Source organism: Alteromonas sp., from assembly GCF_984505615.1.
Genome location: NZ_CFHOXV010000007.1, coordinates 1 through 14,484, shown reverse-complemented (window position 1 = coordinate 14,484; position 14,484 = coordinate 1). Strand labels below are relative to the sequence as shown.

Below are 14,484 nucleotides of genomic sequence, written 5' to 3'. Positions count from 1 at the left end.
ATTTGAAGTAAGAAAGAACGCCATGGCCAAAACGGCTGGCGCAAAAACCAAAGTTTATTCTAAATACGGTAAAGAAATTTACGTGTGCGCGAAGAACGGTGGTCCTGACCCGGATACCAACCTGTCGCTCAAGCGTCTGATGGAAAAAGCGAAAAAAGATCAGGTGCCGAGCCACGTTATCGAAAAAGCCATTGATAAAGCTGTAGGTGGTGCCGGTGAAGATTTTGTGCCTGCACGTTACGAAGGCTTCGGTCCGGGTAACTGCATGGTGATTGTTGACTGTCTGACTGACAACAATAACCGCACCATTACCGACGTTCGTAATTGCTTCACTAAAACTAATGCCAAAATCGGTGGTCCCGGTGCAGTAGCTCACATGTTCGACCATCAGGCGATTTTCCAGTTTGCCGGTGATGATGAAGATGCCGTGCTGGAAGTATTAATGGAAGCCGATGTAGACGTGACTGAAGTGGAATGTGAAGACGGTAAAATTACTGTTTATGCACCCCATACAGAGTTCTACAGTGTGAAAACTGCATTGACTGAAGCGTATCCTGATATCACCTTAGATGCCGAAGAAATCAGTTTTATTCCACAGACTGAAGTAGAGATCAGTGAAGAAGATATGCCCATGTTTGAGAAATTCATGGACATGCTGAACGACTGTGATGACGTGCAGGACGTTTATCACAACGCCATCACGCCAAACTAAGCTGTACAAGACAATTTAAAAAGGACTTCCGTTTGAAGTCCTTTTTTTGTTTGTGAACAAGCATTATGGTCGCTTACGTGTAAAAACTTCTGTAGAATGCGCGCCGGAGCTGGCCTGGCAATCGCTGCTCTCGCAAGAGAGGGGAGGAAAGTCCGGGCTCCACAGGGCAGGGTGCCAGATAACGTCTGGGCGGCGTGAGCCGACGACAAGTGCAGCAGAGAGTAAACCGCCTAAGCGCGTAAGCGCCGGTAAGGGTGAAAGGGTGCGGTAAGAGCGCACCGCGCCACTGGTAACAGTGTGTGGCATGGTAAACTCCACCCGGAGCAAGACCAAATAGGCCTTCTATACGTGCGGCCCGCACGGAAGGCGGGTAGGTTGCTTGAGCCTGTGAGTAATTGCAGGCCTAGAGGAATGATTGTCCACGACAGAACCCGGCTTATGGCCAGCTCCCATTTCTAAAAACTCCAAAAAATCTTTTAGATCCTATCTCGTTGAATTGGCTGGTTTTCGGTCGATAGTTCATAATAAAGTATCAGTTAAGATAATATTTACCTGTAGAGAACTAATACAAATCGCGCTTTAATACGTAGGCATCGGGACAAATTAATTTGCAGGACAGAATAGCCAGAGGTTATCTGAAGCAAATTACTACAATAAGTATTTACCCATAAGGAGATCTCATGGGACAGGCAAAGTTAAGCATTCTCGCTACCGCAGTTGTGTTGGGATTAACCGGTTGTGGTGGTTCAAGTTCAAGTGTTGATGATACCCGCGAACCGACAAACACCGCGCCGGTTGCCGAAGCCGGCAGTGCGCAGGACGTGGCGACAGGCACCGAAGTTTCTCTGTCAGGCGCAGGCAGCTCTGATGCCGATGGTGATTCTTTAACATACACGTGGGCATTTACATCTGTGCCTTCAGGCAGTGATGCAACCCTATCCGGCGCGTCCGCTGTTTCTGCTGCATTCACACCGGATGTAGACGGTGAGTACATCGTTTCTCTGGTGGTTAACGACGGCACAGTAAACAGTGCTTCCGACACTGTCGTGGTAACTGCCACCGCTGCGAATACCGCGCCGGTTGCTGATGCCGGTGCCGATCAAAACGTTCCGACTTCTTCAGTTGTTACTTTAAATGGTGGAGACAGTACAGATGCAGATGGCGACAGTCTGACTTTCAGCTGGTCGTTTTCTTCCCAACCTGCCGGCAGCACTGCTGAATTAAGTAATGCTGCGTCTGCATCACCTACCTTTACACCGGATGTTGACGGTGAATATACCATTGCTCTGACAGTCAACGACGGCACTACAGACAGTGAAAGTGACGACGTAATTGTCACGGCCAGTACCGAAAATTCTGCGCCTGTAGCAGAAGCCGGTGCTACTCAGAACGTTACACTGGCAACCCTGGTAACATTAGACGGTTCCGCCAGTAGTGATGCTGACGGTGATACACTGACTTATTCCTGGACCATTGCTTCAGCACCTGAAGCTAACACCGCAGTACTTGGCGGAGCAACGACAGCTGCCCCGACCTTTACGCCGGATGCAGAAGGTGAATATGTTGTTTCACTTATTGTAAATGACGGCACAGTTGATAGTGCTGAAGACAGTGTGACTATTAATGTGGCGAGTGGTAACTCGGCACCTGTAGCGAATGCGGGTGAAGATCAGAATGTTGCAACTGGCGATACTGTTCAACTTGACGGTGCGGCAAGTACTGACTCGGATAATGATGCATTAACTTACGCATGGAGCTTTGTTTCAAAACCCACAGACAGTACAGCGACACTGAATGACGATACTGCTGCAGATCCTACATTCACTGCGGATTTGGCGGGTAGCTATGTATTGTCGCTTGTGGTTAACGATGGCACGGTCAGCAGTGCTGCAGACAACGTGCAAATTGAAGCCGTTGATCCACGGGTGAGATTATTCCGTAAGAGCGGTTCGTCGGATACATATAATGAGTTCAGCGTAAGCTCTCAGTTTGCCGGTAACTTCTCCCGTGAAGTCTCTGATCCGCCTCCTGAGTCTGTTACTCTGGTTACCCTGAAGTTGCTTGCTGAAGGTGGCGATTTCACCGTAACAAATGTGTCAGCCTCAGATTCACGAAACGTAGTTGTCCCATTCTTTACTGGTATCGAAAACGGTACGGTACTGACTAAGGGCACCGAAGTGATTGTGACTCTGGACTCTCCGCCTACAGGTGGTCAGGCAACCTCACTGACCTACACATTTGAGATTGAAGAAACAGGCGAAACATTCCTGGCGGTATACCAGTTCAGTACCACTACACCATAATGTGATACTCACTGAAAAACTAACGAAAATGCGCTCTTATGAGCGCATTTTTTATTGGAAGCGTTTGTGATGAATAGTGTTGTCGTTTGCGCTGTTGAGCATGAAATCAGGCACTGAACGATAGCGGGGTGAATTGGTTGCACCGTTGTTTTGTTTAGCACTGTGCCAGCTGAATTGGAATAATGTCATCTTTCCATCCTGACCGGATGCAATAATAACCGGCGTTTTCTTTGTCAGTGCGCCGCAACTTTCCGTAATTAAATCCTGAACCTTTTCCTCAATAACAGCTTGTAACGAGGTATTAAGGAAGACGGCATTACATACATTAACTTGTGCGGCTAATGAAAGTGCACTGGTGGCACTAAGAGGCATAACACGGCTGGTCAGTAGCAAAGGGTCATTGTCTTCAGTGGCTCTCAGCTCATTTATCCAGTCGATATTCACCGGGAGCCAGTGGATGTCGTGCTGAGACGGGGTTAACTGCCGGCAGGTTTGTTTGACTGTGCTCATAAGATTGCCTGCAAACGCCCTGTGATGCTCACCAAAACCGTGAATAACAACTGCTATAACGTGGTTTGACATCTTGTCCTCTCTGACATTCTTATTTATTTAAAGTGTTTATGCAGATACCAGTGAGCCATTCAGGCGGTTTCTCTCACACTTTTTAAGAATAAATCTCATTAATTTTCAAATAATCAATGGTGATTGAAATTTGTGCTTTCTCTGCAGGTGTTGTGTTTCAATGGCTTAGCTGACACAAGATAGCCATATTGTGCTTTTTTTCTTATATATAGAGTGCTGTAAATAAGCCTTTAAGAAGCGGTCGCGATCTGCGATAGGCATTGATTTAACTGGCGTTAGCCGATATGGTTGGAAGCACAAAAGCAATAAAGTACTCAAAAATTTTTACCCGGATTAGGAACACCCGTGACGCACCCCGCCGCACTTATTGAACGCATCGTTCAGGGTGATAAAAATGCAGAAAGGCAGCTCGTAGAAAATTACTATCAGGGGCTGCTTTTTATTTTATACCGACAAACCGATTCATTATCGCTGGCTGAAGATCTCACTCAGGATACATTCGTCGTTGTTCTCAGAAAATTGCGCGATGGTGATCTCCGCAATCCGGATGCGCTGTCTTCTTTTATTCGCCAGACAGGTATTAATACGCTGATTGCCTACCGGCGTTTGCAAACCCGCAGACAAACTGATGTTTCACATCTTACCGACACGTTTGCTGCGCAAAACCCTACTTTGCTGCACCAACTGCACGAGCGTGATGCGTCAAATCTGGTTCTCCGGGTGTTAAATCAACTGGGTACAGAAAGAGATCGGGAAATTCTCAGTCGTTTTTATCTGCATGATGAGGACAAAAGCACCATTTGCGACAGTCTGGATTTGACGCCGGCTCACTTTGACCGTGTATTATTTCGTGCAAGACAGCGTCTCAGACAACTTATCGAAGGTGATGATGAAGCTGCTTCCAATGTCAGGCAGATTATCGATGGTGTCATCGTGCTGATGCTGCTTGCGCCTGTAGGCGGGCAGAATGCTTTTTCTCCGCAATTTATCTCTTTTACGGAAGAGGTGAGAGTTTCCGTCTCTCACAAGCACTTTAATGGACAGAATGGCCGGATACCACAATCAGGCCAAAAAACTGACCAGGCCTTTTATGTCTGAAAAATATAATGATGAATTCTCCCGGCGTTATCTTGCTAAGCAGCTGACTCCTGATGAAGAAATTGCCTTTGAAGTTGCTATGCTCGATTCAAATGAGCTGACGGAACAAGTGATACTTAGCCAGTCACTAAGTCAGGCTGTACCTGATGTGGCCGTATTACCTCAGAAAGTCAGAAAGACAGCCTCGTTGCCAGCATGGGGAGCTTTTGCTCTCGCCGCCGGAATCTCAGCCTGGATTTGGCTACCGGCAGCTCTGGTAACATCCGGACCGGAAGTGAGTCCGGCAATTGTTTATCTTGAAGATTTTCGTAGTCACGTGACTCAACCTGTGACTTTACATTTCAATGACGGTGAGCAATTTAAAGTCATCGTCAGTGATGCACCGCCAGACTTTAGCGGCTCTGTTTACGCACTCCTGACCAATGCAAAGGGAGAAGAAATTGAGTCGCGGCTATTGAAGCCGAATGATAATAATGAAATCACGCTGGTTATCCGTGCCGGAGATATCGATAACGGAAATTATCAGCTGATTCTGTCCCGTCATGGTGGCAATAATGATAATACTGAGATCAACCGGTTCTCCCTGGAAGTAAAAAAGGACTAAAAAATGGGTGGTGAAGATAGGGATTATCTTTTCGGAAAAACACGGATGCCGCTGCCTGCTAAAGAGGAAATTGCAGAGATGGTCGCTGCAATTATTCCCTGGTCCGATCCCATTTCCGAAACGCCTGAGGCTCCTTACACCTCTGCTGGCATGCAAGCGTTACTGACACCGGTCAGTGAAAACCCTGTTCACCCTCCGGAGCAGTCAGTAAGCGAAAATGTTGTCAAAATTCCTCTGAATCCCGGCAAGTTACCGGCAGGATTTACTTATTGGGGGCAGTGGATAGCCCACGACATTATTTCACCCACTCATCCGGCACAGAATCACTATTCATCAAGGCAAGTCTCTCCGGCTTTGAATATGGACAGCCTCTACGGTGAATCAGGAAGCTTACCTCCGCACTGGCTTACCGATGAGCAGGGCTTTTTCAGATTGCCTGATAATGACTGGGATTGTTTGCGCGATAATTGTGGTACGCCCCTGCTGTTCGAACCCCGTAACAATGACAATGCGATAATTCTTCAATTTCACAGTCAGTGGCAGCGCATTCACAACCGTATACTGGGAAGCTTATGCCAATCGCCGGAGCGCGAGTTACCTCACCTCTGCGAGGACGTGTCATGGTTTCGTAAAGCGCAACAAATTACCGTCGCTTTATTTCACCATCTGGTTATTCATGAATGGTTGCCTGCCATTCTGGACCGGCAGGTTTATGACTATTACTTTTCTGAACAGCCGCCCGCTGTCACCATACTCGGGAGCGACGAATACATATCAAGAGTGCCCTATGAATTCAGTCACGCAGCGTTTCGTTTCGGGCACAGTATGGTGCGCGAAACCTATAAACTTCGTGGAAATGACAGTTTCACATTACATGCACTGCTGACTCATCAGGCTGAAAGAGGAAAGGCCATTCCGCCCATTGACTGGTCATTGTTTTTCGGCGAGTTTGCTCAGGAAGTTCAGCCTATTAACTTAATTGTAGTGTCCGGCATGGGTGGGATACCGGTTTCCCGTAATATCGCAGAGCGCAATATTGCCGCTGGCATGAAAGCAGAATTGATGACAGTTCAGGAGTGTAAACAGTATCTTGAGGGAGAATACCCTGAACTGTTTAAGGGCTGCGGATTGACAATGGACGACAGCGAGTCACTGCTGACAGAGTTGAAGATGGATCCGATGAATCAGGCATCACTGTTTTATACCCTTCACAGGGAAAACCGCCTGCCGCTCTGGCCATTTCTGCTCGCCGAATCTTCCGCTCAGGAGGACAATCCGGGGCACAGAATGGGAAAACTGGGCAGCGTAATTATCGCTGATGTATTACTGCATGCCATCAATGCCGCGAAAAAACAGTTATTCCCGCTAAAAGAAACACAACAAGAACTCGCCATTTGTCTGGATCAGTTCAGCAAGCAGTGTGGCGTAGAAAACGCAGCATCTCTTACTATGTCTGCAATTTTATGTAAAAAGGAGTAAACCACCGTGGAGTCTTTGAAAGACGGATACTGGCAAACCAGTAAAGCCGGCGTCAACTATGTTAATCACCGCACAATTGTCCCTTCGTTAAGTAGTTATCACCCTGAAGGGCTGGGACAAAACTATCCGGTAAAGTTCATCTTTGATGAGAAAAAAGGCACTTACCAGGTGGTTCTTGGCGGGTTATGGAATGGTACCGCGCAAGCTATTATGAAACTCAGCGAATTTAAGGTCATTGATAAATCGGGTATTTTTATTTCTAACACCATTCCTTTAGATGCAGCGCAGGGCACCGATGTGGCAGGTTTTAAATCGGTACGGGTTTCTATTGTAGCCTATGAATATGAGCATGAAGAAAAAACGGTACGGGAGTACACGTCAACACTCGCCTGGTTGAGAGATGGCCCGGCGGTCAACGACGGTGATCCGTCAGAGCTCATTCTGACAAGCTATCGCTGGAAACACGACGACTGAAAAAACGGCAGGAACTGACGAATGCGTTTTTCTACAAGGAATTCATTTATTGCAGGTATGCTCCGCAGAGCAGGCCTTGCAGCACCGGTCTTCTTTGTATTTGCGACGTCAGTTTTTGCTTCTTCTTCAGCTCCGCACACGTTGTGTGGGGAGCCTGCCGGATGGGCTGCGCTTAATCAGGTTTATGAGCAGGATGGTGTTTTCTTTCAATGTACCGGCCTTTCCGCGTCGGCATTAAACGTTAATGACGTTAAGCAGGCCTCTTTGTTGGCTTTGCTGGCTAAGTTTGATACCGGGTATGTTCAGCAAGGCCTGTCGCTGCCTGATGACTTAGCGGATCAAATCGGGGCGCAGTCTGTCAGTATTAATGACCCTTACTATCATGAGTGGTTGATAAGAAATCTGCTGATAAAACTGGAAAATATGGCCTACAGGGAAGCAGCTTCGCTTGCGGCGGAAGCTATTTCACGGGATGTTTTCGCCGGGTCTGCTTATGAAAACACAATCAGGCTGATATACCTTCAAAGCACGTTTTCTATAGACCAGTACGATAAAGTTGCACAGGTTTGTACTTCCCCGGAGCTGCGGGGTAGCGCAAAAAATAATCAGCAGGAAGCCGTATTCTACGGATTTTGTGGCTTTAATGATGTACTGTCTGAGGACTCGTCAGTCAGAGAGTCCGGATACGCACAGTTGCAACTTGGTAGCGCGAGGATAATGGCCGGTACCGATCCCCATCTTTGTGCACAAATAAATAATGGTCTGGCGAGTTATTTTCAGTCGGTGGCAGATTTACCCCGCACTGAACAGTTTCTGGAAGAGGGTATTGCCTGTTTACCAGCTCCGGAAAATTTGCAACAGCAGGAGATGCTGGACGATCTCACCAATAATCTGGCCTGGGTATACCGGCATCAGGGGAAGCTGCCTGAGTATCTTGCCACGCTCAGAGAGTCGGTTTACCGCCATACTTATAATCTGGCACCGGAAAAGCTTATCGTCAGCTATGCTAACCTGGGTCGGGCTTATATGCTGGTGGGAGATATTGAAAAATCTGAACGATATTATCAGCAGGTATTACAGGTAAGTAACGCAGAAAACTTCACGACTGATTTCGTAGATACACTGATCTCTCTTGCCGGCATCGCGATTTCGAAAAATGATCTGGCATCCGCTCAAAGCTGGCTGGACGAACTGGCTCCTCTGCAGCGCACCAGACTTCAGGAATCACGATACGAGGTTTTATTTGCAAGAATAAGAGCAAGATTGTCGCCTGCAGAGTTTGACGAAGATGCCTGTGTAAGAGCATTAGGACATCTCACTGGCCAGTATTCTGTGACTCAACGTTCCCAACTGATGAGTGACTGGCTGGAGGTGCTGTTACTGGTTAAGCGTTACGGGATGGCTAAAACACTGATAGAAGACATCAGCCAGCATCGTCGGATGACATTGTCAGTGAGCCTGGCACTTGCGAATGCCAGAATGACTCTGTTAAAGGCCGGGGGTAGCGAGCATCTTCCTGAAATCGCCGGCATTTTTTACGATGCATTCGCCAGTATTACGGAAGCTTCAACAAAATTCAGCAGTAATGAAACCGGTATGAGCTGGTTAAGTCAGTCCCGCAGACTGATCAACAATTACTTATCGGCCATTCTGCCTTCAGACGATGAGCGCATTATAGAGGAAGCTTTGTTTATCTCTGAAAGGTTCTCCGCGATTGTTTTCAACCGGCACAGAATGGCCCTGGCCAGCCAGAGTTATGAAAAAGTGGATGAGACATTGCAAAGCGAGTGGATGTTGGCAAACGCCGCTATGCCTGACCCTCAATCTTCAGCAGATAATGATGATAAGCAATTTCTCAAAGATAAACTCTGGGAGCGTGTTCAACTGGCCGGTCAGCAAAGGGAGCTTAGTGATAGTGAGCCTGTGCAGACATTCTCGTTAGATAAAATCCGTCAGAGCCTGGGAAATAAGCGGGCTATCCTGAAAATTTTTGCACTGGAGAATAAGAGTTGCGCCTATCTTATTTCAGGCCCTTACATAGAACAACAATGCGCATTCAGCCCGGATGCGCTGACTGCGTGGATAAGCGGCAGGCTGACGGAGTATCATGGCTTTAAAACCCTGTATTTACTGCCTGAAGGGCCGTGGAGAAATAGTTCTTTTGCCGCTTTGAATGATAAAACCGGAACCCGCTATCTGGGTTTTGAAATGGGGCTCGTCAGGATCTTGTCTCTGATGGACTATCAGAGCGCCGGAGATGAAAACAGCGCCGCCGGTAATATTGTTGCTTTTACCAACCCCTCGAATCCGTCACCTGAATATATGTCTGATAGTGAGGCAATGCAGTGGCGCGCAGGGTTTCCTCCATTACCATGGACAGCGAGAGCAGCAGATGTACTGGCAACTTCCTTTCCTACAGTCCCCTTACAAGTGTTTACCGGTGATGATGCAACAAACGAAAGCATCACTTCCGCGGCTGCAAGAGATGCTTCCTTATTGCATGTAGGCAGTCATGCCTGGTATTCGCCGGAGTCGCCGGAAACCGTGGGGCTGGTTACTGCAACAGGCGATGAAAATGAACATCAGGGCTATATATCCTATGAAAATCTGTTCTCTCATGTTTTTCACAACCGTTTAGTGGTTATCAGTGCCTGTGAAACGGAAATGGGCAAATCCTATCAGGGGATCGGGATGAGAAGTTTAAGCCACGGATTTCTCTATCAGGGGGCCGGAGCAACCATTTCAACGCTCTGGAAAGTGCCGGACCGGGCAACAGCTGAATTTATGCAACATTTCTATGTTTCTTTGGCCGGTAACGGAGGCGACATCGCGGATGCCATGCGAAATGCCAGGGTGCTGCTGGCGTCAAAGCGTCGATTCCGCGATCCGAGATATTGGGGGGCCTTTGTGTTTACTGTTACCGGTCCTGACTACGAATTCCTGTCATTAGAGCATTGATCTGCTTTTATTCCGGAGTCCGGTACGGCAAACTTTTCGCACAGTACGAATGCTGCTGTCAGTACCGTTATAAACAGCAAAGGCAGGAAGTATATTCCTGCATTAGTATCATAAGCGGCCTGAATTAAATAAGTCGCTATCGCTGCCCTGCAACCTGTCAGCAGGCCATTGAAAGCACAATCTACAGGCCTGAAAATCCGCCAGAGCATGTACCCCAAAGGCATCGCCAGTATCAGGAAACCCACAATACCTGTTGTCGCCATGGTTTCGAGGTAGTCATTGTGAGCCCGCTTAGACATCTTAGAAATGCCCAGTGCCATCGGTTTGTAGACATGCTGAATATAAGGGTAAGTACCGGGACCTGTGCCTGTCACCGGATGATCACTGATAACACTGATAGCAGTATTTCTGAGGTGCATTCTGCCATTGTCGGCCATTTTCTGGTGAGCAAAACGGTCATATACCGATGACTGCATGAAAAGAACAGCAGCTGCGAGTAACATTACCGCACCGGCAGCAATGCGCTTTACAGACAACCATTCTTTTACAAGTGATTTATGACGCAGCAGGAACATCGCGCCGGCGAGTCCTGATCCGCCGGCTAAGGCGACAATAACGCCACGACTGCTGGTATTGATAAGGGTAAGAGTAAGCACTATCAGAGTCAGAATCAGCGTTACAGTAACCATTCGGTTGCGGCGGCCCCTGATATTATCGGCCAGCACACCTGCAGAAAGTGCAATACCAAAAGCAATGTAAAGTGCATATTGGTTTTTATAGCTGAAGGTCCCTCTTATGCCGTCTTGCCACTTCAAATCCCATGGCGGAATGTTACCCACCAGTTCAAATTGACCTCCACTGAAGAAATTGAGCAAAGAATACAGTGCTGTGATGGTGCATCCGGTCACCAGAATAATAATTAGTTTGTGCAATCTCTCTTCTGAATGGCAGAGAAGCCATACCGAAGGCAAAAGTAGTGCTATTCCGAGAAATTTTATCCATTCAATCAGACTGGCCTGATAGTAAACAGACAGCCGTACTTCATTTTCCTGGCCATTTAACGTGTACCAGTGGCTCATGTGCGGGGACAAAAAGTCAGTGACGGTAGCGGGAAGCGGGATCAGATACAAGGCTGCGTATAAAAGCCATGCCGCGAACATTATTAAAACGTAGCGGATGCTGCCTTTAAAATGGAATGAGGATGAGAGAACGGAGAGTGCAAAAAAAATACTGATACAAGCCGCGGCAAGCACCTGCTCCCATTTTAAATCAAGTCCGTGAAACCAGGGGAAAACAACAAACAGACTACCCAGTAATACAAGAGCGGCGCGATTTACAAACCTGTTTATCATTGATTTGTACCCGGATTGCCGGTAATCGCTTTTAATTTCGCCGTTGTTGCTCTGTCAGGTGAAATTTTTAAAAAAGGGCGTATCACATTATGGGTTTTCATGGCCTGAATCAGAATACGTTTCACCGGCTGTTGTCTTAATCCGCTTTGAATAACAGGAAGGGCGAGCTCCTTAATGTCGGCAGGTAATTCCTCCCAGTGCGCAATCAGATAGCTACCCGCATTAATTTGCACTTCTTCTTCATTTGGCGCCAGCGGTAGCCATGTTCTGAGTAAATCATGATATGCGGTGACAGGTTGACCGGTTAAAGGTGCATTCGCCATAGTAAGGGCAAATGCCTGATAATGTGTTGGCTGTAGCGCGTGAATTCTGGTGATAAACGCATTAAAAAACTCCGGCACGTTGTTTTCACCGCCAACCCGAGCAATCTGCAATTTGTGCAGGGCAAGTGAAGCCTGCAGATACGGGATCTCTGCTTCTCCCGGTTGCCGCATTGATAACCCGGTTAATGCTTCGCTGTAGTTTTCAAACGGAATGAGTGAATCTCCGGGACCCGGAAGCGCTGACCGGGACAACGCTTTTTCACCGGAAATAGTTTCAGTCAGCCGGTGCAGTTCAACGTAATCTGACGCTAAAAACAAACACCAGCCGGCAAAAAGTAATGAGCCCGATGCCAAAACTAGCCTTGTAAGCGATAGGGTAAGCGGCTCGAGTCCTTGATTTTCTTTGTTATCCAGAGTGATCTGATTCAAAATAGGGTACGCCATGAGTCGTCAGAAGCTTTCCATTAGATGCAGTTATACTGCCAGAAATTTTGAATTTAAGTTTTTCATCAGTGCTTTGATGATGCATAATGCACCAATTTAGCTCATTAAGTCGTGCACCAAAGTGATGCGTAAATTGGGCCGCATTATACTTATAGCTGCATCTGAGGCTGGGTAAATTGAAAGTTTATCTGATAACCAGCTTTTGGTAATTTTTTGTAATAATTTTCGGGCAGTGTATCAATTCCTATCATCAGGAATAAAATCCAATGCTGATTGTAATTGAAGAAATATATATCCTAAAACTGTCGCGTTAGTTTACAGTTCAACAGTGTATATTTAATCGGCTGGACGGAAAAAAGAGTGTTTCACTTATCAGATAGAACATTCTTACGCAATTTAGTTGAACCTCTGTCATTAAAAAGCAAAATAAAACTACATAATATCGCAAAGTGTTAATCGCTTTTTAATGTATTGGTATAAGTTGTAAAATCTGACGTCAAAGTTCGAAAAGTGGAATAACTGATGTCAGTTTTTTTTACAGTTTCAGCTTCTGGCGTCACTGCTTCAATTATAAATAAATATAAATCATAGTTTCGTCGTAACTCGTCTTTCTATGGTAAAGTTGCCGAAAAGGTTCACTTCATATTATAAATATTTAATTTTGTTGTAAGAAAATTACAAGGGAATGTAGCTGAGCAAGTTGATAATAAAAAGTTGGTATTGAAATTGCGTTTGTGCGTTTGAGATGAAGCGGTGCACTAACAAGACTTCAAAAGTAACCCTGTTTCAATTATCAATCATTCACTATTCAAGGATGGTAAGTCATGGGAAATGGTTTCGTTAGAAACAATATCAATCAATTCGCTGTTGTATACCGTTTTGTTGATTTCTTAATTATTCAGTTAACGCTGCTTGCCGCTTGTAATGTTTACGGTATTGCTATCGATGTGCATTATCATCTACTCGGTTTAATTGGCAGTACTACCTATCTTCTTTCTGCCGAGCTTTTCTGGATATATCGCTCCTGGCGGGCTGGTACATCTAAAGAACTACTGTTCTATACCGTCGTTAGTTGGGTAGTCAGCGCTGTTATTGTATTAGTGTACCTCTTCCTTACTAAAACCTCCGAAGACTACTCCCGCATCGCTGTTGTTGGCTGGTTATTTGTCGCGCCGTTATTCCTTTGCGCATGGCGCATGGCAATGCGCGCTTTTCTGTATCAAGTCCGTGCCAAGGGTTATAACAGTCGACATGTAGCCATCATAGGCATGAACGAAAATGCTGTGGCATTGGCAAATGAACTCAAGCGAAATCCGCAAACAGGCTTCCGTTTAGGTGGAGTGTATGACGATCGGGAATTAAACCGACTTGCCATACCTGACGGCATGTCTGTCAAAGGTAATATTAATGATGCCGTTGAAGCTGTGCAGAACGGTGAATTTGATCAAGTATTCATTACTCTGCCCATGACGGCGAATAAACGTATTGAGCAAGTATTACACCGGTTAGGCGACACAAACGCAGAAGTTCACTTCGTTCCAAATTTCTTTATGTACAACATGGTTCATTCACGTCTCTGTAATGTGGGTAGCCTGCAAACTATCAGTGTTTTCGATACACCAATGCGGGGCGCAACTACGGCAATTAAGCGGGCCGAAGATATTTTTCTCGCAACCTGCATCCTCGCGGTAATTGCAATTCCAATGCTGTTTATTGCAGCAGCAGTCAAGTTCACCTCTAAAGGCCCGATTATCTTCAAGCAAAATCGTTACGGTGTAGACGGCAAGAAAATCAAAGTCTGGAAGTTCCGTTCTATGACGGTAACGGAAGATGGTGAGAAAGTAACCCAGGCGACAAAAGGCGACGCTCGTGTTACAAAAGTGGGCGCTTTCCTGCGACGCACATCGCTCGACGAACTTCCTCAATTTATCAATGTATTGCAAGGCACTATGTCTGTTGTTGGACCACGACCACACGCTGTCGCACACAATGAGATGTATCGTAAAACCGTTAAATACTACATGCTTCGCCACAGAATTAAACCAGGTATCACAGGCTGGGCACAAGTAAACGGATGGCGTGGCGAAACCGACACCGTAGAAAAAATGCAAATGCGCGTTCAGTATGATCTCGAATATATTCGCAACTGGTCCCT

11 protein-coding genes and 1 other RNA gene are annotated in these 14,484 nt (G+C 46.4%); 9 read left to right on the top strand and 3 right to left on the bottom strand.

Annotation, left to right across the window (positions count from 1 at the left end; translation table 11 throughout):
* The 3 genes from AC4PME_RS06505 to AC4PME_RS06495 all read left to right on the top strand — a co-directional run.
* Positions 1 to 712: YebC/PmpR family DNA-binding transcriptional regulator (locus AC4PME_RS06505; RefSeq protein ID WP_491529528.1), on the top strand; the 712-nt coding region annotated here is incomplete at its 5' end.
* Between the two features lie 105 nt (positions 713 to 817).
* Positions 818 to 1,166, top strand: an RNA gene (rnpB, locus tag AC4PME_RS06500) — RNase P RNA component class A.
* Between the two features lie 226 nt (positions 1,167 to 1,392).
* Entirely contained in the window at positions 1,393 to 3,015 is a 1,623-nt protein-coding gene (locus AC4PME_RS06495) for a PKD domain-containing protein (RefSeq protein WP_119500205.1), read from the top strand.
* A 51-nt stretch (positions 3,016 to 3,066) separates the two neighbouring features.
* On the opposite strand, the gene AC4PME_RS06490 is transcribed toward AC4PME_RS06495, so the two are convergent.
* Positions 3,067 to 3,525, bottom strand: coding sequence for a hypothetical protein (locus tag AC4PME_RS06490; RefSeq protein WP_119500206.1), 459 nt, complete (start codon positions 3,523 to 3,525; stop codon positions 3,067 to 3,069).
* Between the two features lie 417 nt (positions 3,526 to 3,942).
* Here AC4PME_RS06490 and AC4PME_RS06485 point away from each other — a divergent pair, with 417 nt between their 5' ends.
* The 5 genes from AC4PME_RS06485 to AC4PME_RS06465 are packed head-to-tail and all read left to right on the top strand — an operon-like array spanning position 3,943 to position 10,210.
* Positions 3,943 to 4,695, top strand: coding sequence for an RNA polymerase sigma factor (locus tag AC4PME_RS06485; RefSeq protein WP_119500207.1), 753 nt, complete (start codon positions 3,943 to 3,945; stop codon positions 4,693 to 4,695).
* Complete coding sequence (locus AC4PME_RS06480) at positions 4,688 to 5,299, top strand: hypothetical protein (protein ID WP_491045168.1); 612 nt, start codon at positions 4,688 to 4,690, stop codon at positions 5,297 to 5,299. The genes AC4PME_RS06485 and AC4PME_RS06480 overlap by 8 nt, the downstream gene beginning before the upstream one ends.
* Before the next feature lie 3 nt (positions 5,300 to 5,302).
* A complete protein-coding gene (locus AC4PME_RS06475) occupies positions 5,303 to 6,778 on the top strand; it encodes a peroxidase family protein (RefSeq protein WP_119500209.1) in 1,476 nt (491 codons plus the stop codon).
* Positions 6,779 to 6,784: 6 nt separating this feature from the next.
* Positions 6,785 to 7,252: a hypothetical protein gene (locus tag AC4PME_RS06470; protein WP_119500210.1), complete on the top strand. Its 468-nt coding sequence runs from the start codon at positions 6,785 to 6,787 to the stop codon at positions 7,250 to 7,252.
* 21 nt (positions 7,253 to 7,273) lie between these two features.
* Positions 7,274 to 10,210, top strand: coding sequence for a CHAT domain-containing protein (locus AC4PME_RS06465; protein WP_491045169.1), 2,937 nt, complete (start codon positions 7,274 to 7,276; stop codon positions 10,208 to 10,210).
* Here AC4PME_RS06465 and AC4PME_RS06460 read toward each other — a convergent pair.
* Together AC4PME_RS06460 and AC4PME_RS06455 are read right to left on the bottom strand one after the other, a co-directional pair.
* Positions 10,183 to 11,562 carry an O-antigen ligase family protein gene (locus AC4PME_RS06460; RefSeq protein WP_119500212.1) on the bottom strand — a complete coding sequence of 460 codons (1,380 nt, stop codon included), beginning with the start codon at positions 11,560 to 11,562 and terminating at the stop codon, positions 10,183 to 10,185. The two genes, AC4PME_RS06465 and AC4PME_RS06460, sit on opposite strands and share 28 nt — an antisense overlap.
* Positions 11,559 to 12,203 (bottom strand): hypothetical protein, encoded by a 645-nt coding sequence (locus AC4PME_RS06455; RefSeq protein ID WP_491045170.1) that lies wholly within the window; start codon positions 12,201 to 12,203, stop codon positions 11,559 to 11,561. Before AC4PME_RS06455 ends, AC4PME_RS06460 begins: the two co-directional genes overlap by 4 nt.
* Positions 12,204 to 13,153: 950 nt before the next feature.
* Between AC4PME_RS06455 and AC4PME_RS06450 the strand changes: the two genes are divergently transcribed.
* A partial coding sequence (locus tag AC4PME_RS06450) for an undecaprenyl-phosphate glucose phosphotransferase (RefSeq protein WP_491529526.1) occupies positions 13,154 to 14,484 on the top strand: 1,331 nt, incomplete at its 3' end.

Bases quoted from the DNA above. Each gene is read 5' to 3' on its own strand.
- AC4PME_RS06495 (WP_119500205.1), top strand. From the start codon at position 1,393: ATGGGACAGGCAAAGTTAAGCATTCTCGCTACCGCAGTTGTGTTGGGA.
- AC4PME_RS06490 (WP_119500206.1), bottom strand. From the start codon at position 3,525: ATGAGCACAGTCAAACAAACCTGCCGGCAGTTAACCCCGTCTCAGCAC.
- AC4PME_RS06480 (WP_491045168.1), top strand. From the start codon at position 4,688: ATGTCTGAAAAATATAATGATGAATTCTCCCGGCGTTATCTTGCTAAG.
- AC4PME_RS06475 (WP_119500209.1), top strand. From the start codon at position 5,303: ATGGGTGGTGAAGATAGGGATTATCTTTTCGGAAAAACACGGATGCCG.
- AC4PME_RS06465 (WP_491045169.1), top strand. From the start codon at position 7,274: ATGCGTTTTTCTACAAGGAATTCATTTATTGCAGGTATGCTCCGCAGA.
- AC4PME_RS06460 (WP_119500212.1), bottom strand. From the start codon at position 11,562: ATGATAAACAGGTTTGTAAATCGCGCCGCTCTTGTATTACTGGGTAGT.